This window comes from Methylobacterium sp. Leaf117 (assembly GCF_001422985.1).
Lineage (GTDB): Bacteria > Pseudomonadota > Alphaproteobacteria > Rhizobiales > Beijerinckiaceae > Methylobacterium.
In genome coordinates this window covers 619,096-643,968 of record NZ_LMNL01000012.1, presented here as the reverse complement: position 1 = coordinate 643,968, position 24,873 = coordinate 619,096, and the positions used below count along the sequence as shown (strand labels likewise).

The following is a 24,873-nucleotide window of genomic DNA, read 5'->3' as shown; positions in this document are numbered from 1 at the left end:
GCGCTGCTCCAACATGAAAAAGGCCTCGCCCGAACGGGCGAGGCCTCGTCATCGCGATCTGGAGAGTTTTACGCCGCGAGCGAGCGCAGCACGTAAGGGAGGATACCGCCGTTGCGGAAGTATTCGAGCTCGTCGAGGGTATCGATGCGGCAGGTCAACGGCACCTCCCGCTTCGTGCCGTCGGCGGAGGTGATCTCGGCGATCATGGTCTGACGCGGCTTCAATTCGCCCGACAGACCCCGGATCGAGACCGTTTCGTCGCCCTTCAGGCCCAGCGAGGCCCAGGAGGTCTCGCCCTGGAAGACCAGGGGCACGATGCCCATGCCGACTAGATTCGAGCGGTGGATGCGCTCGAAGCTCTCGGCCACCACGGCGCGGATGCCGAGCAGCTTGGTGCCCTTCGCCGCCCAGTCGCGCGATGAACCGGTGCCGTATTCCTTGCCGGCGAAAACCACCAGCGGCGTGCCCTCGGCTTGGTACTTCTGCGCGGCGTCGTAGATGAACATCCGCTCGCCGGTGGGCTGGAACAGGGTCCAGCCGCCCTCGACCACGTTGCCGGACGCGTCGCGCACCATCTGATTCTTGATGCGGATGTTGGCGAAGGTGCCCCGCATCATGACTTCGTGGTTGCCGCGGCGGGTGCCGTACTGGTTGAAGTCCTGCACCCGAACCTGGTGTTCCTGCAGGTAGGCGCCAGCCGGAGAATTCGCCCGGATGTTACCCGCCGGCGAGATGTGGTCGGTGGTGATCGAGTCCTGGAACAGGCCGAGGATGCGGGCGTCGATGACGTCCTCCACCGGGGCCGGCGTCTTCTGCATGCCGACGAAGTAGGGCGGGTTCTGCACGTAGGTGGAGGTCGAATCCCACTTGAAGGTCTCGGCTTCGGTGACCTCGACGGCCTTCCAGTAATCGTCGCCGCCGAACACGTCGGCATAGCGCGACTTGAACAGGGTCGAGGTGATGTTGGCCTCGATGAATTCCTGCACCTCGGCGGTCGAGGGCCAGATGTCCTTCAGGTAGACGGGCTGTCCGTCCGAGCCCGTGCCCAGCGGCTCGGTGGTGATGTCGATCTGCATCGAGCCGGCGAGCGCGTAGGCGACCACCAGGGGGGGCGAGGCGAGGTAGTTCGCCCGCACGTCGGGATTCACCCGGCCCTCGAAATTGCGGTTGCCCGACAGCACGGCGGCGGCGACGACGTCGTTGTCGTTGATCGCCTTCGAGATCGGGGCCGGTAGGGGGCCGCTGTTGCCGATGCAGGTGGTGCAGCCGAAGCCGACGAGGTTGAAGCCCAGGGCGTCGAGGGGTGTCTGCAGGCCGGCGCTCTCCAGGTACTCGGCCACCACCTGGGAGCCGGGTGCCAGCGAGGTCTTCACCCAGGGCTTCGAGCGCAGGCCCTTGGCCACCGCGTTGCGGGCGAGCAGGCCGGCGCCGATCATCACGCTGGGGTTCGAGGTGTTGGTGCAGCTCGTGATGGCGGCGATCACCACGTCACCGTGGCCGATGTCGAAATTGGCGCCCTCCACCGGGTAGCGCCGGGCGATGTCCGCCGCCTTCTTGAACTCGGTCTCCATGGAGGCGGCGAAGCCGGGCTTGGCGCCGTCGAGAAGCACCCGGTCCTGCGGGCGCTTGGGGCCGGCGAGCGATGGGCGCACGTCGCCCATGTCGAGCTCCAACGTGTCGGTGAAGACCGGATCGGGGGTCTGTGCGTCGCGCCACATGCCCTGCGCCTTGGCGTAGGCCTCGACCAGGGCGATCCGGTCGTCGGCGCGGCCGGTGACGGTGAGGAAATCGATGGTCTTCTGGTCGATCGGGAAGAAGCCGCAGGTGGCGCCGTATTCCGGGGCCATGTTGGAGATCGTGGCACGGTCGGCCACCGCCATGTCGTCGAGACCGGGGCCGTAGAATTCGACGAACTTGCCCACGACGCCCTTCTTGCGCAGCATCTGCGTGACCGTCAGCACCAGGTCGGTGGCGGTGGTGCCCTCGGGCAGCTTGCCCGACAGCTTGAAGCCGACGACTTCCGGGATCAGCATGGAGAGCGGCTGGCCGAGCATCGCGGCCTCGGCCTCGATGCCGCCGACGCCCCAGCCCAGCACGGCGAGGCCATTGACCATGGTGGTGTGCGAATCGGTGCCGACGAGGCTGTCCGGATAAGCCAGCTCGGTGCCGTCTTCCGATTTCGTCCACACGGTCTGCGACAGGTATTCCAGGTTGACCTGATGGCAGATGCCGGTGCCGGGCGGGACAACCGAGAAATTGTCGAAGGCCGACTGGCCCCACTTGAGGAAGGTGTAGCGCTCACCGTTGCGCGAGTATTCGAGCGCGACGTTGTCGGCCAGCGCCTTCGGGGTGCCGAACTCGTCGACGATGACCGAGTGGTCGATCACGAGATCGACCGGCACCAGCGGGTTGATCTTCTGGGGGTCGCCGCCGAGCGCGACCATGGCGTCACGCATGGCGGCGAGGTCGACCACGGCCGGCACACCCGTGAAGTCCTGCATCAGGACACGGGAGGGGCGGAAGGCGATCTCGGTCTCGGTCTTGCCCTTGTTGCCGAGCCAGGCGACGGTGGCCGAGATGTCGTCCTTCTTGACCGAGCGGTCGTCCTCGAAGCGCAGCAGGTTCTCGAGCAGCACCTTCATGGAGAAGGGCAACGCGGTGGCGTCGGCGAGGCCGGCCTTCTCGGCATGCGGAATCGAATAGTAGGTATAGGCCTTGTCGCCGACCGTCAGGGTCTGGCGGGACTGGAAGCTGTCGAGCGATGCCACGGCGTTATATTTCCTCGCGAGCGGTTGGTCGAACACGCGCAGGCATAACCTGCGCCACGAAAACACGTGTTCGGCTGGGAGCGCTGTGAAGCGCGCGCCGCCCCGGGGGTGCCCGAGTGAGGATGATGCGCGAAGGGCGATTTGGACGCCCTGAAACTCGCGCGGCGCAGCCTGCGCGCGTTATAGAACACTTCGAAACTGGCCGCTACCGGGGGGCTGACAGTGCTACGGTTCTGTTCGGTCGTACCTTCGCCAGCGGAGGGCGCCCACGCTGGACTTTGATCCCGCGAAGGAGCCTCCGATGCTCGCCCTGCGCCGGCCGCCCGAGATCGAAGACCGCCTGAAGGCCCTGGCGCGGCATACCGGCCGGAGCAAGGACGACCACGCGCGCGACGCCATCCTCGAGCACTTTGAGAATTTCGCGCACCTGGAGAACCTCAAGGCCGCCGAGCAGCACCCCGCGGCCGTCCGAAGCGGCGAAAGCGACACCATAGCCTCTCGAAGACCTGCTGTCGCGCTAGGGCGTGGCGGATCGCGTTCGCGCGTTCCGTGGAACGCGAACTCGCCAAGCTCGACCGTGAGGCGGTCAGGCGCATCCTGGGCTTTCTGCGCCACCGGGTCTCGCCACTGGACGATTCGCGTGCCATTGGCGAAGCCCTGAAGGGCTCTCGGTTGGGCAACATCTGAAAATACCGATCGGTGACTTTCGCGGAATTGCCACGATCGCGGACGACGCCTTGCGCATCCTCGTGATGAAGATCGGCCATCGGCGCGACGTCGACCGGTAGCCGGTTCGACGAGGCTCAAAATCCCGGGCTCATGATGCAGGACCCCCCGTGCGGCTGACCGCCCAAGATCTCGCCGTCCGCCGCTCAGGCCGCCGCATCTTCTCGGACCTGTCCTTCGAACTCGGCCCCGGCGCGGCCCTGATGGTCACGGGCCGCAACGGCGCCGGCAAGTCGACGCTGCTGGCGGTGCTGGCCGGCCGGCTCAAGCCCGAGTCCGGAACGGTCACGGTGCGGGAGGTCGGCGAGGCGACCCTGTCGGAATGCCTGCACGTGGTCGGCCATCGCGACGGCCTGAAGGGTCCGCTCACGGCCGAGGAGAACCTTGCCTTCGCCCGCGACCTCCTCGGCGCACCGACCGCGAGCCCCCGCGCCGCCCTGGAGGAACTCGGCCTCGGCCACGCCCTGCGGCTGCCGGTCGGCTATCTCTCCGCCGGCCAGCGCCGGCGCGTGGCCCTGGCCCGCCTCCTCGTCTGCCGGCGCCCGCTCTGGCTCCTCGACGAGCCGACGGCCGCCCTTGATACGGCCTCTCAGGCGGTCCTCGCCGGGATGATGGCACGCCACCGGGCCGAGGGCGGCCTCGTCATCGCGGCGACTCATCAGCCTCTCGGCCTGGAGGACGCGCAGGAATTGCGAATCGAGGCGCCCCGGACCACCGCACCGGGCGCGGCCCGGTCCACGGTCGCAGCCGACGAGGTGTGGTGGTGATGCGCGCGCTGAAGGCCCTCGTCGCCCGCGACCTTGCGCTGGCCGCCCGGGTCGGTGGGTCGGGGGCGCTTTCCCTCGTGTTCTTCCTGATGATCGTCGCTCTGGTGCCGTTCGCCCTCGGCCCGGATCTCAACCTGCTGTCTCGGATCGGCCCCGCGATCCTGTGGCTCGCCGCCGTGCTCTCGACCCTGATCGGCCTCGACCGGCTATTCCAGGCCGACGAGGAGGACGGTTCCCTCGACCTGATGACCGGCTCGCCGGCCCCCCTGGAGGGCATCGTGCTCGCCAAGGTGCTGGCCCATTGGCTGACCACCGGCCTGCCGCTCGCCCTCGCCTCGCCCCTGTTCGGCCTCCTCGTCGCCCTCGACGGCCGGGCGATGGCGGCGACCGCCCTGACCCTCCTCGTGGGAACCCCGGCGCTGACTTTCGTGGGCGCGGTCGGCGCTGCGCTCACCGCCTCGATCCGTCGCGGCGGGCTGATCCTGGCGGTGGTGGTGCTGCCGCTGATGATCCCAACGCTGATCTTCGGCGTCTCGGCGAGCGAAGCAGCCCTCGGTGGTACCGTACCCTTCACCACGCCGCTCGCCATTCTGTGCGCCCTCAGCCTGATCGCGGGCGTGATCGGGACCCTGGCCGCCGCCGCGGCCCTGCGCTGGTCGGAATAGGCGTCTGCGTTCAGCCAAGGACGAACTGCGGTCGAATCGGTGCGGACGGCTCTTCCCTGCAAGCTGATTCGGTACGGCATCGATCGCGACGCGGGCGTAGGATGGCGAACCACTGTAAGATCCTGCCCCGGTGACCATCGCGCTGCAGCGCGAGGGCGACGAACAGGGCGATCGCTGAGGCCTCAAGGAGGAGCATTGGAAGCCATGCACCACTGAGTGGGATCGCCGCGAGATCAAGCCCCTCACTGGCGATGACGCTCCCGAGAGCGCCACCGGTGAAGACAGGCAGAGATCGACAGCCGAGACGGGCGAGAAGGTGGTTGCGCGGCATCTGATGCAGCAGGCGAATCAGCGGCGCGTTCGGCAATGCCATCACCAGGTAGGCGAGCGCCAGAACGTGCAGGACCCGGAGAGGGGATTGATAGGTCTTGCTCGCGCCGAGCCAGAAGTGGTCGTTGCGCGTCGTGACCCATTGGTGAACGGCAGGCCAGATGTTGCCCAGCACAACGACGATAATCAGGTAGGTCGCCAGAAAGGCGAAGGCGACGCAGGTGATGAGCCGGCTGTGTGGCAGGACGATGCCGCGGATCATACCCTGACCGACCACGATCCCGATCGCGAACAGCAGGGTCCAGGGCAAGATTGTCAGGGTGAAAGGCGCACCCGTCAGGCTGTTCGGGATGACCCATGCGAAGTGACCGGCCGGAATCCAGATCAGGAGCCCCAGGGGCAGCGGTGCCCAGAAACGCCAGGCGGCCAGACGGAGCAGGAAAGGCGCCAGCAGCATCAGGGCGACGTAGAGGCGCAGGACGGACGAGTATCCGACCGTCTGCCTCATCGTCAGCGCGTGCCAGAGGAGGTCGCGAAGGCCGTAATCCCGAAGCAGACGCGTCTCCGGGGCATGAATCCCTTCCACGCCGCGGAGGGCAAAGATCGCCGAGAGGAGACCCAGGGTTGCCAGAACGAGAAGGACCTCAAACCCATAGATGTAAGCTGCGCGCCGCCAGAGGTGTACGACGATCTCCCCAAAGCAGCGTGCTTCGGTCTGCCGGGCTGCCAACGCAACAGAAATCCCGCTGAGCAGCACGAAGATGTCTGCGCTGTCGGAGAATCCGAGCCCCGAAGGTGACAGGTTGGTAAGATAGCCGTTCTCGATGTGATTGACGAAGATGTTGACGAGGCAGATCCCCCGGACTGCGTCGATCGTCGTGCTTCGCTGCTGCATCTCCCGACCCTGCCGCCTGTGTCACGAGTCCGTGATAAGGGATGAGTCTTAAGGGTGTGTTGCAACCCATGAGTGCATTGCGCCCGACTGGTTTTACTCGCCGGCTTCGCCATCCCGAGGGACTGCCTTGGGCGGTCAGGCCGGGTCGGCGTCGATGCGCATCCGCAGGATGGCGTAGGGCGGTTTCTGGAGATCCTGGCCGCCGTTGTATTCCGGGCGCCGATTCACCTGGGCGGACGAGATGTGGAGCCAGCGATCGGGCGTGATCCAGAACGTATCGGCCCAGATCAGGCGCGGGTCCGAGGCGATGAGGGTGACGGTGCCGTCGGGATCGCGGCGGCCGACCGCGTTGAACTCCTGCATGGCGAGGTAGACCCGGTCCTTCGAATCGGTGGTGAGACCACCGGTCATGCCCTTCTCGCCAAGGTCCTCGACCCCGGCCGCCACCCCGGCATCGCTGGTCTCGGGATCGAGGAGCGCGGCGGTCTCCACTGCGTAGAGTCGGCGTCCGATCAGGGGCGCGTAGTAAAGGCGACGACCGTCCGGGCTGAGGGCGATGCCATTGGCGCCGCCCTGGACCGGGCGCGGCGGCCCGTCCCCCTTCCGCTGCACCACGGCACGATCCTCGACGATCTTGAGGAGTCCCTTCTGCGACCTGGTGCTGGCGTGGCCCGCGAGGCGTCGCACCACTCGGCCCGTCGCGAGGTCGACCGCCAGGATGGCGCCCTCCCCGTCCTGGCCCTGATCGGTGATGTAGGCCCGGGCGTACCCGTCGCGAATGTCCACCCGCAGGTCGTTGAGCGAGGAGGTCGGGGTGATACCCGCGTCCAGCGGCACCACCCGACGAATACGGTTGTCCGAGAGGGTGATCTGCACGAGCTTCGCGCCGCCCTTCACCGGCGGGCCGGAGCCGTCCGGCAGACCGGCATCGAGGCACCACAGGGTATCGTCGCGGTCGAAGACGCCGTTGGGCACGTGGAACAGGCACGCCTGCGGCTGATCCGGGTCGGGCTGGTTGGTGGCGAGGTCCGGATAGGGCCGGACCGCGCCGTCCGGCAGCACTTCGCCCAGCGTGTAGGGCACCGTCGCGTTGAAGCGCGGCATCATCACGAAGCGCCGGCCCTGCGCCGAGATGGCGAGGCCCGTGGGGGTCGAGGGCGCATCCGCCGTGAAGGCGAGTTCAAGGCCGCCGATGGCGCGTTCCGTGGTGACCGGCGCCTCCGCCGCCGCCCGCGCTTCGGATCCAAGGGAGAGAGCCGCCGCGCCGGTGAGGCCGGCGGCAAGGAGATCACGGCGAGCGAGTGTCATGGCGGGGTTCCGGTTCGGACGGGAGATGAGACGGGTCAGCCCCGGGCGGGGCCGCGGACCGCGAGGTCGATGGCGTGGACGATCGGGCCGGCGCCGATGAACAGGCGGTTGCCGTCTGGTCCCCCGAAGGCGACGTTGGCGGCATCGGTGGCGGTGGCGATGCGGCCGAGCCGGGTCCCGTCGGAATCAAACACCCGCACGCCGTCGAAGCAGGCCGCGTAGAGCCGGCCCCCGGCATCGACCGCGAGCCCGTCCGGAACGCCGGCCTCCACGCTGGCGAACACCCGGGGGTTGCCGAGCTGGCGCCCCCGCTCGACGGGGAAAGTCAGGATCGTCCGGGCGCCCTCTGGGTTCTTCAGGGCCGCGCTGGTGTCGCTGACATAGAGGCGCGTGCCATCCGGGCTGAACACGATCCCGTTGGGCTGCCCCACCGCGTCGGTCATCGCCTCGACCCGCCCGGAGCCGGGATCGATCCGATAGACCCGCCGGGCTGCCTGGGCGGGTGCTGCCATCAGGCCCTCGTCCGGCATGGTGATGCCGAAGACCGGATCGGTGAACCAGATCGCGCCGTCCGGCGCCAGGGCGGCATCGTTGGGGGAATTGAGCGGCCGCCCTTCATAGGTCTCCGCCAGCACCGTGAGGCGCCCATCCGGCTCGCGCCGCACCACGCGCCGGCCCCGGTGCTCGCAGGTGACGAGACGGCCCTCGCCGTCGAGGGTATTGCCGTTGGCGTTGTTCGACGGATCGCGGAAGACCTGCGTTGCGCCATCGTCGCCGATGCGCAGCATCCGGTTGGCCCGGACGTCGCTGACGATCAGGCCGCCGAGCGCCGGTGCGTAGCACAGGCCCTCGCACCAGCGCCCGGCCGCGTAGAGGGTGCGCAGGGGCGTGTCAGGCGCGACCACCGCGGAAAAGCGCGGGTCGTCGCTGCGCAGGATCGGCGCAGCCGCGACGCGGGTGGCCGACAGGCCAACCGCCGCCAGAGCGGTGCCGAGGAACGTGCGTCGTCGAATCGTCGGCATCCGGTTCCGGAACGGTTGGGAGGGCAAGGGGACGCACCGGCTTGCGCCGGCCGATGCGCCGGGCCTCGGCGTGCGCCAAGCCTGGGATTGGATAAGCCTCGGGGGTGACAGGTCTCAGCGCTGGGCGGGGGTCGCGGGAGCGCCTGTCGCGCCGGTCGCCTCCATGGCCTTGGGTTTGAAACTCCACAACTCGGTCGGCAGGGCTGCCGGCGCGTCCGGCTTGTAGAAGGCCGAGTCCTGGATGTGCGAGGTCGTGACGTAGAGCGTGCCGTCCGGTCCTTCCGCGAAGGTGTCGGGCCAGCGCAGGCGCTTGTCCTGCACGACGGTGCTCAGGCTGTTCCCTTTGCCCGACAGGTCGCGGACCTTGATCGAATCATCCTGCGGCGACGTCACGTACATCCGGCCGTCGGTGCGGGCGATGATCAGCCCGTCCGCCGGGCCGTTCTCGCCCACGGTCTCGATCCGGCCGGCCACGCTCTTGTCCGCGAGGGCCGCCGGCATCAGCGCCGTGGTGATGCCGCCGGCGAGCGTCTCGGTGGGCAGGCTGTAGAGCGTCTTGCCCTTGATCGCCTGCCAGTAGAGCGTCTTGCCGTCGGGGGAGAGAGCGATGCCATCGGCCGCGAACTCGACGCCGCGCCCGTCCGGGCGGCGCAGGGGTTTGCCGTCATAGGTCACGGTGACGCTTGGGTCGGGCTGCGTCGCGGGATCGCCGTCGAGCACCCGATGCGCGCGGCCGCTGTCGAGGTCGACCACCACCAGGGCGCCCCGGGCGCCGGAATCGGTGAGGTAGGCGGTCTTGCCGTCGGGGGAGAAGCGCACGTCGTTGAGGTAGGAGCCCTGGGGCGCCACGCTGTCGTCGAACGCGACGGTGCGCGCGGGCTGGTTGGTCTTCAGGTCGATCTCGACGAGCTTGGGACCGCCGGGCACCAGGGCCGCCATGGCGGGAGCGGCCGGATCGAGCACCCAGAGATTGCCGTTGGGACCGGCGACCACGCTCTGGACGCAGACCCAATGGTCCTTGGCCGTGACCTCGTCCTTCTTGGCGTTGCGCCAGGAATTCCAGGCCGCGTCCGGGAACGGCACCAGCTTGCCATCCTTGAGTTCGGCCACCGATACCTCGGTGTCCTCGGTCCATCGCGGAAAGTTGACGAAGATGCGTCCGTCCTTCGAGACGGTGACGCCGGTCACCTGATGCTCGAAGCTCGCCACCTTGGTGAGGGTCGCGGCAGTCGGGGTTGAGGCAGTTGGGGCGGGTGCAACCGGCGCGGTCTGCGCCCGACTTGGCGATGCTGTCAGCGTGCTCGCCAGGGCGACGGCGCAGAGCGCGGTGCGCAGGAACTCGCCTTTCCGCCGGGCGTCTGCGGATCTGATCGTCACGGAAACGGACGTGCGGCGGGGCATCGATCGACTCTTCGTGCGGCGCGAATCGGAATGGGTCATCGACGGCCTAACGCACGAGGGGGCGGCCAAGGTTCATTCCGGCAAGGTTCATCCCGGCAAGGTTCATCCCGGCAAGGTTCATCCCGGCAAGGTTCATCCCGAAACGCCGCGGTTGCAGGTCCGGCCGGATGTCACGGCCCCGGACGCGGGCCAGCCTTGGCACGGGAACCGGCAAGCCCCGCGCCGAGAAATGCCCCCCAACTACAAGCCCGCACCTGCAACCGACCCTATCGTCGGCGGGTGGGGGATTGGGCCAGGCAATGTCGAATTTCAACGAAAGACAGCTCATACGCCGAGAACAGCGGAATGATTATTGTTTTTAATACGAATTTTACAATTATAATTCCCATATGGTACGGTGCGCCGGGGATAGATTTGGCGACGCCTTTCGCTTCGCCGACCGGGTAAGAGAAGACCACATGCTGGGATCAAGTCTTCGCGCCACCTTGGCCGCACTCGATCGATCGCAGGGTCGGATCGAGTTCGAAATGGATGGGACGGTTCGCGATGCGAACAAGATCTTCCTCGACTTGGTCGGGTACACGCTGGACGAGGTCCGTGGCCAGAACCACAGCCTGTTCGTCGCGCCCGAGGAGCGAGAGACCGTCGCCTATCGCCAGTTCTGGGACAGCCTGCGCCGGGGTGAGTTCCAGAGCCGGGAGTTTCGCCGGATCGCGAAGGACGGGCGCAGCCGGTGGATACAGGCGTCGTACAACCCGATCCTCAACCGGCACGGCAAGCCCGTGAAGGTGGTCAAGTTCGCGACCGACATCACCGAGCAGACCCGGCGCAACGCGGCCTACGAGGGCCAGATCGCGGCGATCAACCGCTCGCAGGCGGTGATCCACTTCACGCCCGACGGCCTCGTCACCGATGCCAACCCGAATTTCCTCGCCGCGCTCGGCTATACCCTGGACGAGATCAAGGGTCGGCACCACAGCCAATTCATGGCGCCCGAGGACCGGGACACGCCGGCCTATGCGGCCTTCTGGAAGGCGCTCGCCAGCGGCGAGTACCAGGCCGGCGAGTTTCGCCGCATGGCCAAGGGCGGACGCGAGGTCTGGATCTACGGGGCCTACAATCCGGTCCTCGGCCCGGACGGTAAGCCCGTGGCGGTGGTCAAGTTCGCCAACGACGTGACCCATCAGGTCGCCGATCGCCTCCGCCGCCTCGAGGGCCAGCGCGCCATCGACCGGGACCTCGGCGGCATCACCGACTCCATCGCCGAGGTCAGCCGCCAGGCGAGCACCACCGCCGAGGCCGCGGCCCTGACCTCGGGCAACGTGCAGGCCGTGGCGGCCGGTGCCGAGGAATTTTCGGCCTCGATCGAGGAATTGAATCGCCACGCCGTCGAGGCGAAGGCCGCTTCCGACGAGGCCGTGATCCGGGCGGAAGAGGCCGGCGGGATCGTCGCGGGCCTGACCTCGGCCGCAACCAAGATCGGCGAAGTGGTTTCGGTGATCCGCTCGATCGCCGACCAGACCAACCTGCTTGCGCTCAACGCCACCATCGAGGCCGCCCGCGCCGGCGAGGCCGGCCGGGGCTTCGCGGTGGTCGCCAGCGAGGTGAAGGCCCTGGCCAACCAGTCGTCGCGGGCAACGGAGGAGATCGGGACCCAGATCGCGGCGGTTCAGACCTCTACCAGCCAGGCGGTGAACGCCATCGAGGCCATCGCCCGCACCATCGCGCATCTCAGCGAGATCTCACTCAGCGTCTCGTCGGCGGTCACCGAACAGGCGGCGGTGACACGCGACATGTCGGTGAACATGCAGACCGCCGCTCGGAGCGTCGAGCAGGTCCGACAGAGCATGGACGGCATCGCCCAGGCCGCCCACGATGTCGACGGCTCCGTGCGCAAGGCCGGCGCCGCCGCCCGGGCGCTCGCCTGAGCGGACGCGCCGCCCGTCAATCCGGCCGGGCTCCGATTGCCGGCTGAATCACAGTCGGTTCCGAGCCTGAACCCCGGACCCGGCCCCGCAGGCTCTGGGTCCCACCCGTTCGGCCCGGCTCACGCCGGTCGAGACCCGGGACGACGCGCTCCGTGAGATCCACGCAACGGCCGACCAACCACGTCATCCAGTTCATTGCGAAGCTCCCAGCTGTCTCTCATGAGATAGATCGGGTGCCGCCGCGCCAAAGCGAGGGCCGACCACACAAATATCCGGCCCACGGCCCGACCGGGCGACCCTCAATCGAGATCCTGCAGGTGGCGTGCGGCGATGACTGACGCAGCCGTGCGATTCTCGACCCCGAGCTTCTCGTAGATGCCCTCAAGGTGCTTGGTCACCGTGCGGGGGCTCAAGCCCAGGATCTCGCCGATGTCGCGGCTGGATTTGCCCCGCGAGAGCCAGAGCAGCACCTCCGCCTCGCGCCCGGTGACGCGCAGGCGCAGGCGCAGGCGCTCCAGACCGGCCTGGGTACCGTCCCGGGCCAGCCGCAGCAGGATCTCGTCGCCGGTGCCGCCGATGAAGCTCAGAGTGTAGGCGGTGCCTGCCCGGTCCACGAGGCTCAGAGGGGCGGTGGACGCGCCCCCCAGGCAGGCCTTCAGCCAGGCCCCGCCCTGCGGCGGCAGGCCCAGGGGCGCGCCGGGCTCGGTGACCCCGCCGAGCAGGCGCGCGGCCTGGGGCGTGCACCACCGGACCGCGCCGTCGCGGTCCACCGCGAACAGGGTGCGGCCGGTGGTGTCGAGGGCCGCCCGCGCGCTCTGGGCCGCACGGGCGCCGGCGAGATGGACCCGGATGCGGGCCAGGATCTCGTCGGGGGCGATCGGCTTCGTCACGTAGTCGACGCCGCCGGCCTCCAGGCCCTTCACGATGTGCTCGGTCTCCGACAGGCCGGTCATGAAGATCACCGGCACGTGGGCGAGATGGCCCTTCGCCTTGAGGCGACGGCAGGTCTCGAACCCGTCCATGCCGGGCATCATCGCGTCGAGCAGGATGACGTCGGGGGTGATCTCGTCGACCAGCGCCAGGGCGAGGTCGCCCGCCACCGCCACCAGGACGGTGGCGCCCGAGCGCTCGATCGCCTCGGTGAGGAAGCTCAGGGTTTCGGGGGAATCGTCCACCACGAGGACGATGTCGCGCTGGGCTTCAGACATCCGACACGCCTTCCGCCACGTCCTGCGGAGGGCTCAGGGCTTCCAGCACGGTGCGGGCCCGGCGCAGGTCGAAGGCGGCGGCGAGGCCCCGCATCTGCACGATGAAGGCCGTCGGGGCGTCCGCCTCGGCCTCCATCTCGGCCAGCTTGGCTTCGATCCCGCGCACGTGGCCGATCCGCACGAGGCGCAGGAGATCGGCCACCTGCCCGGGCGGCGGGGCCGGGGACGCCTCCGGCATCGGTGCGGCGGCGTCGATCCCGGGAGGCTCCTGCGCGGTCCAGGCGAGGCCGAGCAGGCCGGTGACGCATTCAAGGAAGTCGCGCAGGTCGAAGGGTTTGGCGATGATCGCATCGTGGGGCGCGTCGTCACCCCGCACCGGGCTGATCTCGTGGACGTTGGCCGACATCATGGCGATGCGGGCGGTATGGCCGGCCTCCCGCAGCGCTCTGGCCAGCACCCAGCCGCTCATGCCCGGCATGGCGATGTCGAGGAGGAACAGGTCCGGCGGCCGGGTCTCCGCCAGGGCGAGGCAGGCCGGGCCGTCGCCGGCCTCCCACACCACCAGGCCGAGGGGTTCGAGGATGTCGCGCATCAGCCCGCGATGGGCCGCATCGTCGTCGGCCACCAGGATGGTGCGCCGGGCGCCCGCATAGGCCCGCACCGGCGCGCTCGCGGGCGCGGCCAGAACGGGCTTCGGCCGGGCCACCGAGGCCAGCATCAGGCGCACGCGAAAGCGGGTGCCGCGCCCGACCTCGCTCTCGACGGTGATCTCGCCGCCCATTACCTGGGCCAGCAGGTGCGCGATGGTCAGCCCCAGGCCGGTGCCGGGCGTCGAGCGGGCGGCCGCCAGCGAGCCGCGCTCGAACGGCTCGAAGATGCGCTCCAGATCGTCCCGGCGGATGCCGAGGCCGGTGTCGCTGATCGTGAACACCGCGATCTGATTGCGGTAGGTCAGATCCAGGGTGACCGTGCCGGCGGGGGTGAACTTGATCGCGTTCGACAGGAGGTTGAGCAGGATCTGGCGCAGACGCTTCTCATCGGTGGCGACCACCGCCGGCAGGGCCTCGGGTCGGGTGAAGCGGAAATCGAGGGCAGCGCCCTGCGCCTGGAGCCGGATCATGTCGACGATCTGGTCGAGGAAGTCGGCGAGACGTACCTCGTTGCGGTGGATCTGGAGGCGACCCGCCTCCATCCGGGAAATATCGAGGAGGCCGTCGATCAGGCCCGACAGGTGCTGGGCCGAGCGCCGGATGACCCGGATGCCGTTCTGGCGCGGGGCCGGGATGCTGGGGTCGCCCTCCAGCAGCTGCGCGTAGCCCAGCACCGCGTTCAGGGGCGTGCGCAACTCGTGGCTGATGCCGACCACGTAGCGGCTTTTCGCGAGATTGGCGGCCTCCGCCGTCTCCTTGGCCTGCTGCAGCTTGGCATCGGTGATCTTATGGGCCTCGATCTCGGCCTGGTAGAGCCCGGTCTGGCGCGCAGTCTCCTCGAGGGCGACCCGCCGGCTCTCCTGCGCCAGAACGAACAGCCAGGCGACGATGCCCAGGATCACGATGAGGATCAGGAACACGCTGGTCAGCGCCGCGCCGAGCACCGCGCGGTGCTCGGGATGCTCGGCGCTGGCGCCCGCATGCACGATACCGAGGATCAGAGCGATCGCCGCCACCAGCGTCAGCATCAGCGCGAGGTAGCGCCCCAGGGGCGCGCCGATCCAGGCGGCGGTGCGGGCCGGGGCGACGCGCGCGAGCACCGCCTGGGCCTGGGCCTCCAGGCGCCCGTGCGGCTTGCAGAGATCGCCGCAGCGGGCGTCGAGCGAGCAGCACAGGGAGCAGATCGGAGCCGCATAGGCGGGGCACTGGGCCATGTCCTCCGGCTCAAACGGGTGCTCGCAGACGCGGCAGGTGATCTCGGACGCACCGTGCCAGTCGGTCCGCGGAGTTCGGGCGAGATAGTAGCGCCCGCCGGTGGCGAGCGCGATCGCGGGCGCCCCCGCGACGGCGACGGTCAGCGCCAGCAGCGGCGCGAACGGCACGGCCATCGCCCCGATCCAGCCCGCATGGGCCACGAACCCCGTGAGGATCGCCAGCGCCATGGCGCCGGTGCCGACGGGATTGATGGCGTAGAGATGGGCGCGCTTGAACTCGATGCCGGGCGGGGACAGGCCGAATGGCTTGTTGATGGCGAGGTCCGCCGCGAGCGCGCCGACCCAGGCCGACACCACCACGGCGTAGAGCGAGAGCGTGCTGGCGATGGTCTTGTCGATGCCGAGCTCCATCAGCAGGAGCGCGATGGCGACGTTGAACACCAGCCAGACGACCCGGCCCGGGTGGCTATGCGTCAGGCGCGAGAAGAAGTTCGACCAGGCGATGGAGCCCGCATAGGCGTTGGTGACGTTGATCTTGAGCTGCGACACCACCACGAACAGCGTCATCAGCGCCACGGCGCCGGCCCCGGGGGAGACCACGTAGCCGAAGGCCACCGCGTACATCCGCGTCGGCTCGGCGGCATGCTCGGCGGGCACCCCGTGCGCGAGGGCGAGCACGGCGAGGAACGAGCCGAGCAGGATCTTGAGCATCCCGGGCAGGATCCAGCCGCCGCCGGCACTCAGCACCGCCGCCCACCAGCGGGCCGAACGGCCGGGTTCGCGCTCCGGCACGAAGCGCAGGAAGTCGACCTGCTCGCCGACCTGGGCCAGCAGCGCCAGCAGGATGCCCGAGGCGAGACCGAAGCGGGGCCAATCGAAGCCGCCGAGGCCGTCGCTGCCTGGATGGTCGAGCCAGGTCGCCACCGGCGCGTCCCCGGCGAAGGCGATGCAGGCGAGCGGCACGAGGTTAAGCACGATCCAGACCGGCTGCGTCCAGAGCTGGAAGCGACTGATCATCGCGATGCCGTAGATCACCAGCGGGATCACCACGAGGGCGCTGACGAGGTAGCCGAGGCTCGGCGGCAGCCCGAAGCACAGCTCCAGCGCCAGAGCCATGATGGCGGCCTCGATGGCGAAGAACAGGAAGGTGAAGCTCGCGTAGATCAGCGAGGTCACCGTCGAGCCGATATAGCCGAAGCCGGCGCCCCGGGTGAGGAGGTCGATGTCGACGCCGTAGCGCGCGGCGTAGAGGCTGATCGGCGTCGCGGTGGCGAAGATGATCGCGCTCACCAGCAGGAGTGCTGCCAGGGTGTTGGTGAACCCGACACTCAGCACCAGGGTGCCGCCGATCGCCTCCAGGGCCAGGAACGAGAGGGAGCCGAGCGCCGTCTGGGCGACCCGGAAGCCCGACCACCGCCGCGCCTTCTTGGCGGTGAAGCGGAGCGCATAATCCTCCAGCGTCTCGTCGGCGACGAGGCGATTGTAGTCGCGCCGGATCGGCAGGATACGCTGGTGCTCGGTCATCGTCTTCGGGGTGGACGGTATCATGCGGCACGGGGGATGGCGCGGCATCCCGGCCCGTCCGTGACGATGGCGGTCCGTCGTCCCCAGCTTAGCAAGGACCGTGCCCCGATGCCGGGCGCGACCCGGCGCTTCGGACGGCGCGGTCCGGGCCACGGACTCGCGCGAGCAAGTTCACCAGCATGGGCCTGTGCGCCGGGCTCCGACATACGCAATACAGCGTATAGGCCGCACGGCACCCTGCAGCCTAGCCTCCGCTCCGTCGATCCGCGGCCGTCCCGAGCGCCGCGCGACGACCGACAGGGGTTTGGGCACGATGGCAGAGGACAAGGGCAAGGGCCTGCAATCGGCGCTGCGGCGCAGGCTTCTGATGGGGCTCGCCGGCGCTCCGGCGATCGCCCTGATGCCGCGCATGAGCTTCGCGGCGGGACCGGCGACGTCGGCGGTGAACACCACCGGCCTCGCCGTGACCGACACCGAGGTGACGGTCGGCATCCTGCACTCGGCCACCGGCACCATGGCGATCTCCGAGACCGGCTCCATTCAGGCCGAAAAGCTCGCGATCTCGCAGATCAACGAGGCGGGCGGCGTGCTCGGCCGCAAGATCAAGATCATCCAGGAGGACGGCGCCTCCGATTGGCCGACCTTCGCCGAGAAGGCGAAGAAGCTCCTGGTCAACGACCATTGCGCCGCCGTGATGGGCTGCTGGACCTCGGCCTCGCGCAAGGCCGCGCTGCCGGTGTTCGAGCAGTATAACGGCCTCTTGTACTACCCGACCTTCTACGAGGGCCTGGAGCAGTCCAAGAACGTCTTCTACACCGGCCAGGAAGCCACGCAGCAGATCCTCGCCGGCCTCAACTGGGTCCACAAGGAGAAGGGCGGCGATTCGTTCTTCTTCATCGGGTCGGACTACATCTGGCCGCGCACCTCGAACAAGATCGCCCGAAAGCACGTCGAGAACGTGCTCAAGGGCAAGGTCGTCGGTGAGGAGTACTTCCCTCTCGGCCACACCCAGTTCAATTCGGTGATCAACAAGATCAAGCTCACCAAGCCGAAGGTGATCTTCGCCGACGTGGTCGGCGGCTCGAACGTGGCGTTCTATAAGCAACTCAAGGCCGCCGGCATCGACCTGTCGAAGCAGATCCTCCTGACGATCTCGGTGACGGAAGACGAGATCGACGGCATCGGCGGCGACAACATCGCCGGCGCCTATTCCTGCATGAAGTACTTCCAGTCGATCGAGAACGAGAACAACAAGGCCTTCGTCGCCGCCTTCAAGAAGATGTGGGGCGAGAAGACCGTCATCGGCGACGTCACCCAGGCCGCCTATCTCGGGCCCCACCTGTGGAAGATGGCCTGCGAGAAGGCCGGCTCGTTCGATGTCGACAAGGTCGTCGCCGCCTCGCCGGGCCTCGAATACAAGGACGCGCCGGAAGGCTACGTCCGGGTCGATCCGAACCACCACCTCTGGTCGAAGACCCGCGTCGGCAAGGCCCTGCCGGATGGCCAGTTCGAGATCGTCTACACCAGCCCCGAACTGATCAAGCCCGACCCGTTCCCCAAGGGCTACCAGTAGGGCTCCAACGTGCCCTCCTCCCCCTTGTGGGGAGGAGTTGGCGGTGGGGGTGGTTGGGTGACCCTCGACCGGCGGAGGCTGGCGGCGCCACCCCCACCCCTACCCCTCCACGAGGGGGAGGGAGCGCGTCTCATGAGAGGGCGCGTCTGTCCGCGACGGCCTGATGCTTGCACGACACGCGCGGCATCCTTCGGAGAACGGACCCATGTTCGGTGACTACTCGCTCGGTGATCTCGGCGCGATCTTCGCGATGCAGGGCTTTGCCGGACTGATCCTGTTTTCGGTCTACGTGCTGATGGCGCTCGGGCTGGCGATCATCTTCGGCCAAATGGGGGTGATCAACATGGCGCACGGGGAGTTCATGATCCTCGGCGCCTACATGACCTATCTCTGCTCGAACTTCTTCCAGACCCAACTGCCGGCCCTGTTCCCGGCTTACTTCTTCATCGCGATGGCGCTCGCCTTCCTGGCCTCGGGGGCGCTCGGGATGCTGGTGGAATGGGCCCTGATCCGCCACCTCTACAAGCGCCCGCTCGATACGCTGCTGGCCACCTGGGGCCTGTCGCTGATCCTGCAGCAGGCCTACCGCTCGATCTTCGGTGCCCGTGAGGTCGGCGTCGAGCTGCCGTCCTGGCTGATCGGCTCGGTGCAGGTCACCGACACCATCGAGATCCCGATCAACGGCATGTTCGTCATGGCCATCACGACGCTGATCACCGTCGGCGTCGCCCTCCTGATGTACCGCTCGCGCTTCGGCGCCCAGGTTCGCGCCGTGGTGCAGAACCGCGCCATGGCGGGCGCCGTCGGCATCGACACCGAACGGGTCGACCGCCTCACCTTCGGCCTCGGCTGCGGCATCGCGGGCATCGCCGGTTCGGCCTTCACCATGGTGGGCTCGACCGGGCCGACCTCCGGCCAGCTCTACATCGTCGACACCTTCCTGATCGTGGTGTTCGGCGGCGCCGCCTCGCTGCTCGGCACCATCGCGTCCGCCTTCTCGATCTCGCAGACGCAATCGACCCTCGAATTCTTCCTCTCGGGTTCCACCGCGAAGGTGCTCACGCTGTTGGCGGTGGTCGGCATCCTGATGCTGCGGCCCCAGGGCCTCTTCACCCTCAAGGTCCGGCGCTGAGGAGCCTGAACGTCATGACCCGCTCCACACCCAAGACGATCGTCAACGACAACCCGTTCATGAAGCCGATGGAATGGGTGAGCCTGGCGCTCCTCGTCGGCGTCATCTTCATCCTGCTGCCGATGCTGCTCGACGCCTTCCGGCTCAACCTCGTCGGCAAGTACCTGACCTATTCGTTCGTGGCCCTCGGCCTGGTCATCTGCTGGGGCTTCGGCGGCATCCTCTCGCTCGGCCAGGGCGTGTTCTTCGGCCTCGGCGGCTACCTGATGGCCATGTACCTGAAGCTCGAAGCGTCCAGCGTCGAGAATACCAAGATCCAGTCGACCCCGGGCATTCCCGACTTCATGGACTGGAACCAGATCACCGAACTGCCGTGGTTCTGGAAGCCCTTCACCAGCCTGCCCTTCACGCTGATCGCGGTGCTGGTGGTGCCGGCCTTCTTTGCCTTCGTCATCGGCACGGCGATGTTCCGACGCCGCGTCGGCGGCACCTACTTCGCCATCATCACCCAGGCCATCGCCGCCATCCTGACGATCCTGATCGTCGGCCAGCAGGGCTACACCGGCGGCATCAATGGCATCACCGATCTGCGCACCCTGCACGGCTGGGACATCCGCACCGACAGCGCCCACAACATCCTCTACTTCGTCAACGCCGGCCTGCTTGTCGCCTGCATCCTGTTCGCGCAGGCCGTGAAGAAGTCGAAGCTCGGGCGCATCCTGCTCGCCATGCGCGACAAGGAGGACCGGGTCCGGTTCTCGGGCTACCAGGTGGCGAGCTTCAAGACCTTCGCGTTCTGCCTCGCGGCTGTGTTCGCCGCCATCGGGGGCGCGATGTTCACCCTCCAGGTCGGGTTCATGTCGCCCTCCTTCGTCGGCATCGTGCCGTCGATCGAGATGGTGATCTACGCCGCCGTCGGCGGGCGCCTGTCCCTGTTCGGCGCGGTCTGGGGCACGCTCCTGGTCAACTGGGCCAAGACCACCTTCTCGGAGAGCTTCCCGGAACTCTGGCTGTTCGGCCTCGGCGGCCTGTTCATCCTCGTGGTGCTGGCCTTCCCCAACGGTCTGGCGGGCATCTACCGCACCTATGTCGAGCCCCGCCTGACCCGGCGCGTGAAGGCTCTCGAGCCCGCGCCCGCCGTCGCCCTGTCCCACGCGGCCGAGTAGGATCTCCGATGAACGCAGCCACCCTGCCCTCGCACCTCATCGGCGCCGATCCGGCCGAGAAGGACTTCCTGCTGGCGGTGGAATCCCTCACCGTCTCGTTCGACGGCTTCAAGGCGGTCAACGACGTCTCGTTCTACGTCGATCCCAACGAGATCCGGGTCATCATCGGCCCCAACGGCGCCGGCAAGACCACGGTGCTCGACCTCATCTGCGGCCGCACCAAGGCCAGCTCCGGCTCGATCAAGTACAAGGGCCAGGAACTGACCAAGCTGTCCGAGAGCGCCATCGTGCTGGCCGGCGTCGGCCGCAAGTTCCAGACGCCGTCGATCTACGATGACCTCACCGTGTTCGAGAACCTGGAGATCTCCTATCCGCGCGGCCGCTCGGTGTTCGGGGCGCTGACCTTCAAGCGCGACGCCCAGGTCCGCGACCGCATCGAGGAGGTCGCCAGCATGATCTTCCTCAAGGATCAGCTCCTGGAGCGGGCCGAGTTCCTCAGCCACGGCCAGAAGCAGTGGCTCGAGATCGGCATGCTGCTGATCCAGGACCCGGAATTGCTGATGCTCGACGAGCCGGTGGCCGGCATGAGCGTCGGGGAGCGCATCAAGACCGCCGAACTCCTCAACGAGATCATCAAGGGCCGCTCGGTCCTGGTGATCGAGCACGACATGAAGTTCGTCGAGGACATCGCCCACCGGGTCACCGTGCTGCACCAGGGCAAGGTCCTGTCGGAAGGGTCGATGGAGCGGGTCAAGAACGACCCCAAGGTCATCGAAGTCTATCTCGGCCATTGAGGGAAACAGGCTCATGCTCCAGACCGCGCCTGCCTCCTCCCCCGCGCCTCATCGTCAGGGCGGCGTCCAGCCGATGCTGGCGGTCAGCGACCTGCATTCGGCCTATGGCCAGAGCGAGGTTCTGCACGGCCTCGACATCGCGGTGGCGCCCGGCGAGATCGTCGCCGTGATGGGCCGCAACGGCATGGGCAAGACCACGCTGATGAAGACCCTGATGGGGATCGTGCCGGTGAAATCCGGTTCGATCCGGGTCGACGGTGCGGATGTCGGCGCCCTGAAGAGCCACCAGCGCGTGGCACGCGGTCTCGCCTACGTGCCGCAGGGCCGCATGATCTTCTCGGCCATGACCGTGCAGGAGAACATCGAGACGGGGCTCACCGTCACCCACGAGCGCCGGGTGCCGCAGGATCTCTACACCATGTTCCCGGTGCTGCTGGAGATGAAGGGCCGGCGCGGCGGCAATCTCTCGGGCGGCCAGCAGCAGCAGCTCGCCATCGCCCGCGCGCTGGCGAGCCGGCCCAAGGTTCTCCTCCTCGACGAGCCGACCGAGGGCATCCAGCCCTCGATCATCCGCGAGATGGGCCGCACCCTCAAGAAGATCCGAGACGACCGAGGCCTCTCCATCGTGGTCTCCGAGCAGGTGCTGAGCTTCGCCCTCGACGTCGCCGACCGGGTTCTGGTCATCGAGAACGGCGTGATCGTGCACGAGTCCCTGCGCGCCGACATCGACGAGGCCCAGGTCGCGCGCTTCCTCTCGGTCTGACGGAGGTCGGAATGGTCGATTACGAGATCTTCGAGCTCGGTGACTTCGTCCTCCAGTGCGGCAAGACGCTGCGCAACGCCCGGCTCGCCTACAAGACCTTCGGCACGCTCAATGCCGCCAAGGACAACGCCATCGTCTACCCGACCTGGTACTCGGGCCAGCACACCGAGAACGAATGGCTGATCGGTCCCGGCAAGGCCCTCGACCCGGACAGGTACTTCATCATCATCCCGAACATGTTCGGCAATGGGCTGTCGTCCTCGCCGAGCAATACGCCGGCGCCCTGGAACGGGCCAAGATTCCCCAACGTCACGGCCTACGACAACGTCACGGCCCAGCACCGCCTCGTCACCGAGCATTTCGGCATCGAAACGCTGGTGCTGGTGACCGGCTGGTCGATGGGCGCCCTGCAGACCTACCATTGGGGCGCCCTCTACCCCGACATGGTGCCCCGCATCCTGCCGTTTCAGGGTTCGGCCAAGTGCTCCCGGCACAACTTCGTCTTCCTCGAAGGCGCCAAGGCCGCGCTCCAGGCCGACGCCGCCTACGCGGAGGGCTGGTACACAAACCCGCCGAACCGGGGCCTGCGCGCCTTCGGCCGGGTCTATGCCGGCTGGGGCCTGTCGCAGACGTTCTACCGGATCGAGGCCGACAAGACGCATATGGGCTACGCCTCGCTCGAGGATTTTCTGATCGGGTTCTGGGAAGGTCTGTTCTACACCCGCGACGCCAACGACCTGCTGGCGATGCTGTGGACCTGGCAGAACGGCGACATCAGCGCCAACGACCGCTTCAACGGCGATCTCAAGGCCGCCCTCGGGGCCATCCGCGCCAGGGCGATCCTGATGCCGGCCTCAACCGACCTGTACTTTCCCCCCGAGGACAACGCCATCGAGGCGGCGGCCATGCCGAACGCGGAGCTGCGCGTCATCGAGACCTGGTGGGGCCACTTCGCCGGCGGGCCGGGCACCAGCCCCGACGACATCGCCACACTCGATGCGGCCCTCAAGGAGCTGCTCGCACGCTGACGGAGACCGGGGCCGGACCGGCCCAACGATCACCGCCACATCGCACGCCGGAGGATCGGACCGCCGGCGCGAACGGGGACGCATGTCCTCACCCAGGGAAGGGAGCACGTGACGATGGCAGAGACCCTAATCAAGGTCGATCTGACCCAATCGGCCTACGACAACGACATGGTGCACAATCGCTGGCACCCCGACATCCCCATGGTGGCGATGGTGAAGCCCGGCGACGACTTCATCGTCGAGACCTATGACTGGACCGGCGGGTTCATCAAGAACAACGATTCGGCCGACGACGTGCGCGACATCGACCTGTCGATCGTGCACTTCCTGTCCGGCCCGATCGGCGTCGAGGGCGCCGAGCCGGGCGACCTCCTGGTGGTCGACCTCCTCGACATCGGCGCCAAGCCCGAGAGCCAGTGGGGCTTCAACGGCTTCTTCTCCAAGAAGAACGGCGGCGGCTTCCTCGACGAACACTTCCCCCAGGCCCAGAAATCGATCTGGGATTTCGAGGGCATGTTCACCCAGTCGCGCCACATCCCCGGCGTGCGCTTCCCCGGCCTGATCCATCCGGGGCTGATCGGCTGCCTGCCCGATCCCAAGATGCTGGGGACCTGGAACACCCGCGAGAAGGCCCTGTTCGACACCGACCCCAACCGGGTGCCGGCTCTGGCCACCCTCCCCTTCGCGCCCACCGCCCATATGGGTCGACTCAAGGGCGAGGGCCGTGACAAGGCGGCCGCCGAGGGCGCCCGCACGGTGCCGGGCCGCGAGCATGGCGGCAATTGCGACATCAAGGATCTGTCGCGCGGCTCGAAGATCTACTTCCCCGTCTACGTGCCGGGGGCCGGCCTCTCCATGGGCGACCTGCATTTCAGCCAGGGCGACGGCGAGATCACCTTCTGCGGCGCGATCGAGATGGCGGGCTGGGTCCACCTCAAGGTCAGCCTGATCAAGGACGGCATGTCGAAGTACGGGATCAAGAACCCGATCTTCAAGCCGTCGCCGATCACACCGAAGTTCGACGACCACCTGATCTTCGAGGGGGTCTCCGTCGACGAGTACGGCAAGCAGCATTACCTCGACGTGACGGTGGCCTATCGCCAGGCCTGCCTCAACGCCATCGAGTACTTGAAGAAGTTCGGCTACTCGGGCGCCCAGGCCTACTCGATCCTCGGCACCGCGCCGGTGCAGGGCCACATCTCGGGCGTCGTCGACATCCCGAACGCCTGCGCCACCCTGTGGATTCCGACCAAGATCTTCGACTTCGACATCAATCCGGGTGCGGACGGTCCGACGAAGTTTCTCGACGGCTCGATCCAGATGCCGCTCTCGCCCGATCTTTGAGGGCCGGGTCGCGCCCGAATCGGCGCGAAGCCCCCTCCCCCTTGTGGGGAGGGAGCAGGAGTTGGGGGTGATTGGCCATCCTCAGGATGCGGAGGCTGGCGGACCTGCCCCACCTCCCACTCCTCTCCACCAGTTCGACGGATCTCGGGCAGGCCCGGGATCCGCTGGGGAGGAGGGCCGTGCCGCCCCACCCTCTCATCACGCAGAAATCACCGAGAGGCCCCGATGCCCGTCTACGATTACGCCTGCGACGCCTGCGGCCCGTTCACGGTGCTGCGCCCGATGGCCGAGTTCCGCGACCCCCACGACTGCCCGGATTGCGGATCGTCCTGTGGCCGCGCCTTCCTCACAGCGCCGAACCTCGCTTCCATGGATGCCGGATTGCGCAAGGCACACGCCACCAACGAGCGCAGCCGCCACGCCCCGCGCAAGGTCTCGGGTCACGGTGCCGGATGCGGATGCTGCAGCGGATCGGCGAAGACCAAATCGCAAGCAAGTCCGGCCGTGAAAAGCTTTCCTTCCGCGCGTCCCTGGATGATCAGTCATTGATTTCAGCACTGGCATCCTAATTGCAAAGTATTGCTTGGCGGGTGATCTGCCTATTGTCTGGGCCTAACGAGATATAATTCCACAGGAAAAGTGGATGGGGCGGGCTCAGGCAGGATCA

General features: G+C 67.7%; 20 protein-coding genes. 13 read left to right on the top strand and 7 right to left on the bottom strand.

Annotation, left to right across the window (positions count from 1 at the left end; translation table 11 throughout):
• Nucleotides 1–68: 68 nt before the first annotated feature.
• On the bottom strand, nt 69–2,768 hold the full coding sequence (gene acnA, locus ASF57_RS09840; protein WP_056183884.1) for an aconitate hydratase AcnA: 2,700 nt from the start codon (nt 2,766–2,768) through the stop codon (nt 69–71).
• 301 nt (nt 2,769–3,069) lie between these two features.
• Between acnA and ASF57_RS26865 the strand changes: the two genes are divergently transcribed.
• The 3 genes from ASF57_RS26865 to ccmB all read left to right on the top strand — a co-directional run bounded on the left by ASF57_RS26865 (nt 3,070) and on the right by ccmB (nt 4,926).
• On the top strand, nt 3,070–3,429 hold the full coding sequence (locus ASF57_RS26865; protein WP_244476882.1) for a hypothetical protein: 360 nt from the start codon (nt 3,070–3,072) through the stop codon (nt 3,427–3,429).
• A 175-nt stretch (nt 3,430–3,604) separates the two neighbouring features.
• A complete protein-coding gene (gene ccmA, locus ASF57_RS09830; RefSeq protein WP_056183888.1) occupies nt 3,605–4,261 on the top strand; it encodes a heme ABC exporter ATP-binding protein CcmA in 657 nt (218 codons plus the stop codon).
• Nucleotides 4,261–4,926 carry a heme exporter protein CcmB gene (ccmB, locus tag ASF57_RS09825; protein ID WP_200935841.1) on the top strand — a complete coding sequence of 222 codons (666 nt, stop codon included), beginning with the start codon at nt 4,261–4,263 and terminating at the stop codon, nt 4,924–4,926. Before ccmA ends, ccmB begins: the two co-directional genes overlap by 1 nt.
• 10 nt (nt 4,927–4,936) lie before the next feature.
• Here the strand turns inward: ccmB and opgC are convergent, their stop codons facing one another.
• From opgC to ASF57_RS09805, 4 genes are all read right to left on the bottom strand, one after another.
• Nucleotides 4,937–6,151, bottom strand: coding sequence for an OpgC domain-containing protein (gene opgC, locus ASF57_RS09820; protein ID WP_082503810.1), 1,215 nt, complete (start codon nt 6,149–6,151; stop codon nt 4,937–4,939).
• A gap of 135 nt (nt 6,152–6,286) precedes the next feature.
• Entirely contained in the window at nt 6,287–7,459 is a 1,173-nt protein-coding gene (locus tag ASF57_RS09815; RefSeq protein WP_056482441.1) for an L-dopachrome tautomerase-related protein, read from the bottom strand.
• A 35-nt stretch (nt 7,460–7,494) separates the two neighbouring features.
• Nucleotides 7,495–8,481 carry an SMP-30/gluconolactonase/LRE family protein gene (locus ASF57_RS09810; protein ID WP_082503809.1) on the bottom strand — a complete coding sequence of 329 codons (987 nt, stop codon included), beginning with the start codon at nt 8,479–8,481 and terminating at the stop codon, nt 7,495–7,497.
• 114 nt (nt 8,482–8,595) lie between these two features.
• On the bottom strand, nt 8,596–9,858 hold the full coding sequence (locus tag ASF57_RS09805; protein ID WP_244476881.1) for a major royal jelly family protein: 1,263 nt from the start codon (nt 9,856–9,858) through the stop codon (nt 8,596–8,598).
• A gap of 10 nt (nt 9,859–9,868) precedes the next feature.
• Here ASF57_RS09805 and ASF57_RS25580 point away from each other — a divergent pair, with 10 nt between their 5' ends.
• A complete protein-coding gene (locus tag ASF57_RS25580; protein WP_156376038.1) occupies nt 9,869–10,231 on the top strand; it encodes a hypothetical protein in 363 nt (120 codons plus the stop codon).
• 109 nt (nt 10,232–10,340) lie between these two features.
• Nucleotides 10,341–11,810, top strand: coding sequence for a PAS domain-containing methyl-accepting chemotaxis protein (locus tag ASF57_RS09800; protein ID WP_056482438.1), 1,470 nt, complete (start codon nt 10,341–10,343; stop codon nt 11,808–11,810).
• Between the two features lie 299 nt (nt 11,811–12,109).
• Here the strand turns inward: ASF57_RS09800 and ASF57_RS09795 are convergent, their stop codons facing one another.
• Nucleotides 12,110–13,018, bottom strand: coding sequence for a response regulator transcription factor (locus ASF57_RS09795; RefSeq protein ID WP_056183896.1), 909 nt, complete (start codon nt 13,016–13,018; stop codon nt 12,110–12,112).
• Nucleotides 13,011–16,406 carry an ATP-binding protein gene (locus ASF57_RS09790; protein ID WP_056482819.1) on the bottom strand — a complete coding sequence of 1,132 codons (3,396 nt, stop codon included), beginning with the start codon at nt 16,404–16,406 and terminating at the stop codon, nt 13,011–13,013. Before ASF57_RS09790 ends, ASF57_RS09795 begins: the two co-directional genes overlap by 8 nt.
• 313 nt (nt 16,407–16,719) lie before the next feature.
• On the opposite strand from ASF57_RS09790, the gene urtA reads away from it, so the two are divergent.
• The 8 genes from urtA to ASF57_RS09750 all read left to right on the top strand — a co-directional run bounded on the left by urtA (nt 16,720) and on the right by ASF57_RS09750 (nt 24,755).
• The gene (gene urtA, locus ASF57_RS09785; RefSeq protein ID WP_056184327.1) at nt 16,720–17,979 is read left to right on the top strand and encodes an urea ABC transporter substrate-binding protein; all 1,260 of its coding nucleotides are present in this window, start codon (nt 16,720–16,722) and stop codon (nt 17,977–17,979) included.
• A 205-nt stretch (nt 17,980–18,184) separates the two neighbouring features.
• The gene (gene urtB / locus ASF57_RS09780; protein WP_056482434.1) at nt 18,185–19,111 is read left to right on the top strand and encodes an urea ABC transporter permease subunit UrtB; all 927 of its coding nucleotides are present in this window, start codon (nt 18,185–18,187) and stop codon (nt 19,109–19,111) included.
• A 14-nt stretch (nt 19,112–19,125) separates the two neighbouring features.
• Entirely contained in the window at nt 19,126–20,277 is a 1,152-nt protein-coding gene (gene urtC / locus ASF57_RS09775) for an urea ABC transporter permease subunit UrtC (protein WP_056183902.1), read from the top strand.
• An 8-nt stretch (nt 20,278–20,285) separates the two neighbouring features.
• Entirely contained in the window at nt 20,286–21,071 is a 786-nt protein-coding gene (gene urtD / locus ASF57_RS09770) for an urea ABC transporter ATP-binding protein UrtD (protein ID WP_056482431.1), read from the top strand.
• 73 nt (nt 21,072–21,144) lie between these two features.
• Nucleotides 21,145–21,834, top strand: a complete 690-nt coding sequence (urtE, locus tag ASF57_RS09765) for an urea ABC transporter ATP-binding subunit UrtE (protein WP_056184329.1) — start codon at nt 21,145–21,147, stop codon at nt 21,832–21,834.
• Nucleotides 21,835–21,845: 11 nt separating this feature from the next.
• Nucleotides 21,846–22,862, top strand: a complete 1,017-nt coding sequence (locus ASF57_RS09760) for an alpha/beta fold hydrolase (RefSeq protein ID WP_056482428.1) — start codon at nt 21,846–21,848, stop codon at nt 22,860–22,862.
• 114 nt (nt 22,863–22,976) lie between these two features.
• On the top strand, nt 22,977–24,206 hold the full coding sequence (gene fmdA, locus ASF57_RS09755) for a formamidase (protein WP_056482425.1): 1,230 nt from the start codon (nt 22,977–22,979) through the stop codon (nt 24,204–24,206).
• Between the two features lie 225 nt (nt 24,207–24,431).
• Nucleotides 24,432–24,755 (top strand): zinc ribbon domain-containing protein, encoded by a 324-nt coding sequence (locus tag ASF57_RS09750; protein ID WP_056183909.1) that lies wholly within the window; start codon nt 24,432–24,434, stop codon nt 24,753–24,755.
• Nucleotides 24,756–24,873 lie beyond the last annotated feature (118 nt).

Coding starts and splice junctions, on each gene's coding strand:
- ASF57_RS26865 (WP_244476882.1), top strand. CDS start 3,070: ATGCTCGCCCTGCGCCGGCCGCCCGAGATCGAAGACCGCCTGAAGGCC.
- ccmB (WP_200935841.1), top strand. CDS start 4,261: ATGCGCGCGCTGAAGGCCCTCGTCGCCCGCGACCTTGCGCTGGCCGCC.
- opgC (WP_082503810.1), bottom strand. CDS start 6,151: ATGCAGCAGCGAAGCACGACGATCGACGCAGTCCGGGGGATCTGCCTC.
- ASF57_RS09815 (WP_056482441.1), bottom strand. CDS start 7,459: ATGACACTCGCTCGCCGTGATCTCCTTGCCGCCGGCCTCACCGGCGCG.
- ASF57_RS09810 (WP_082503809.1), bottom strand. CDS start 8,481: ATGCCGACGATTCGACGACGCACGTTCCTCGGCACCGCTCTGGCGGCG.
- ASF57_RS09800 (WP_056482438.1), top strand. CDS start 10,341: ATGCTGGGATCAAGTCTTCGCGCCACCTTGGCCGCACTCGATCGATCG.
- ASF57_RS09795 (WP_056183896.1), bottom strand. CDS start 13,018: ATGTCTGAAGCCCAGCGCGACATCGTCCTCGTGGTGGACGATTCCCCC.
- ASF57_RS09790 (WP_056482819.1), bottom strand. CDS start 16,406: ATGACCGAGCACCAGCGTATCCTGCCGATCCGGCGCGACTACAATCGC.
- urtA (WP_056184327.1), top strand. CDS start 16,720: ATGGCAGAGGACAAGGGCAAGGGCCTGCAATCGGCGCTGCGGCGCAGG.
- urtB (WP_056482434.1), top strand. CDS start 18,185: ATGTTCGGTGACTACTCGCTCGGTGATCTCGGCGCGATCTTCGCGATG.
- urtC (WP_056183902.1), top strand. CDS start 19,126: ATGACCCGCTCCACACCCAAGACGATCGTCAACGACAACCCGTTCATG.
- urtD (WP_056482431.1), top strand. CDS start 20,286: ATGAACGCAGCCACCCTGCCCTCGCACCTCATCGGCGCCGATCCGGCC.
- urtE (WP_056184329.1), top strand. CDS start 21,145: ATGCTGGCGGTCAGCGACCTGCATTCGGCCTATGGCCAGAGCGAGGTT.
- ASF57_RS09760 (WP_056482428.1), top strand. CDS start 21,846: ATGGTCGATTACGAGATCTTCGAGCTCGGTGACTTCGTCCTCCAGTGC.
- fmdA (WP_056482425.1), top strand. CDS start 22,977: ATGGCAGAGACCCTAATCAAGGTCGATCTGACCCAATCGGCCTACGAC.
- ASF57_RS09750 (WP_056183909.1), top strand. CDS start 24,432: ATGCCCGTCTACGATTACGCCTGCGACGCCTGCGGCCCGTTCACGGTG.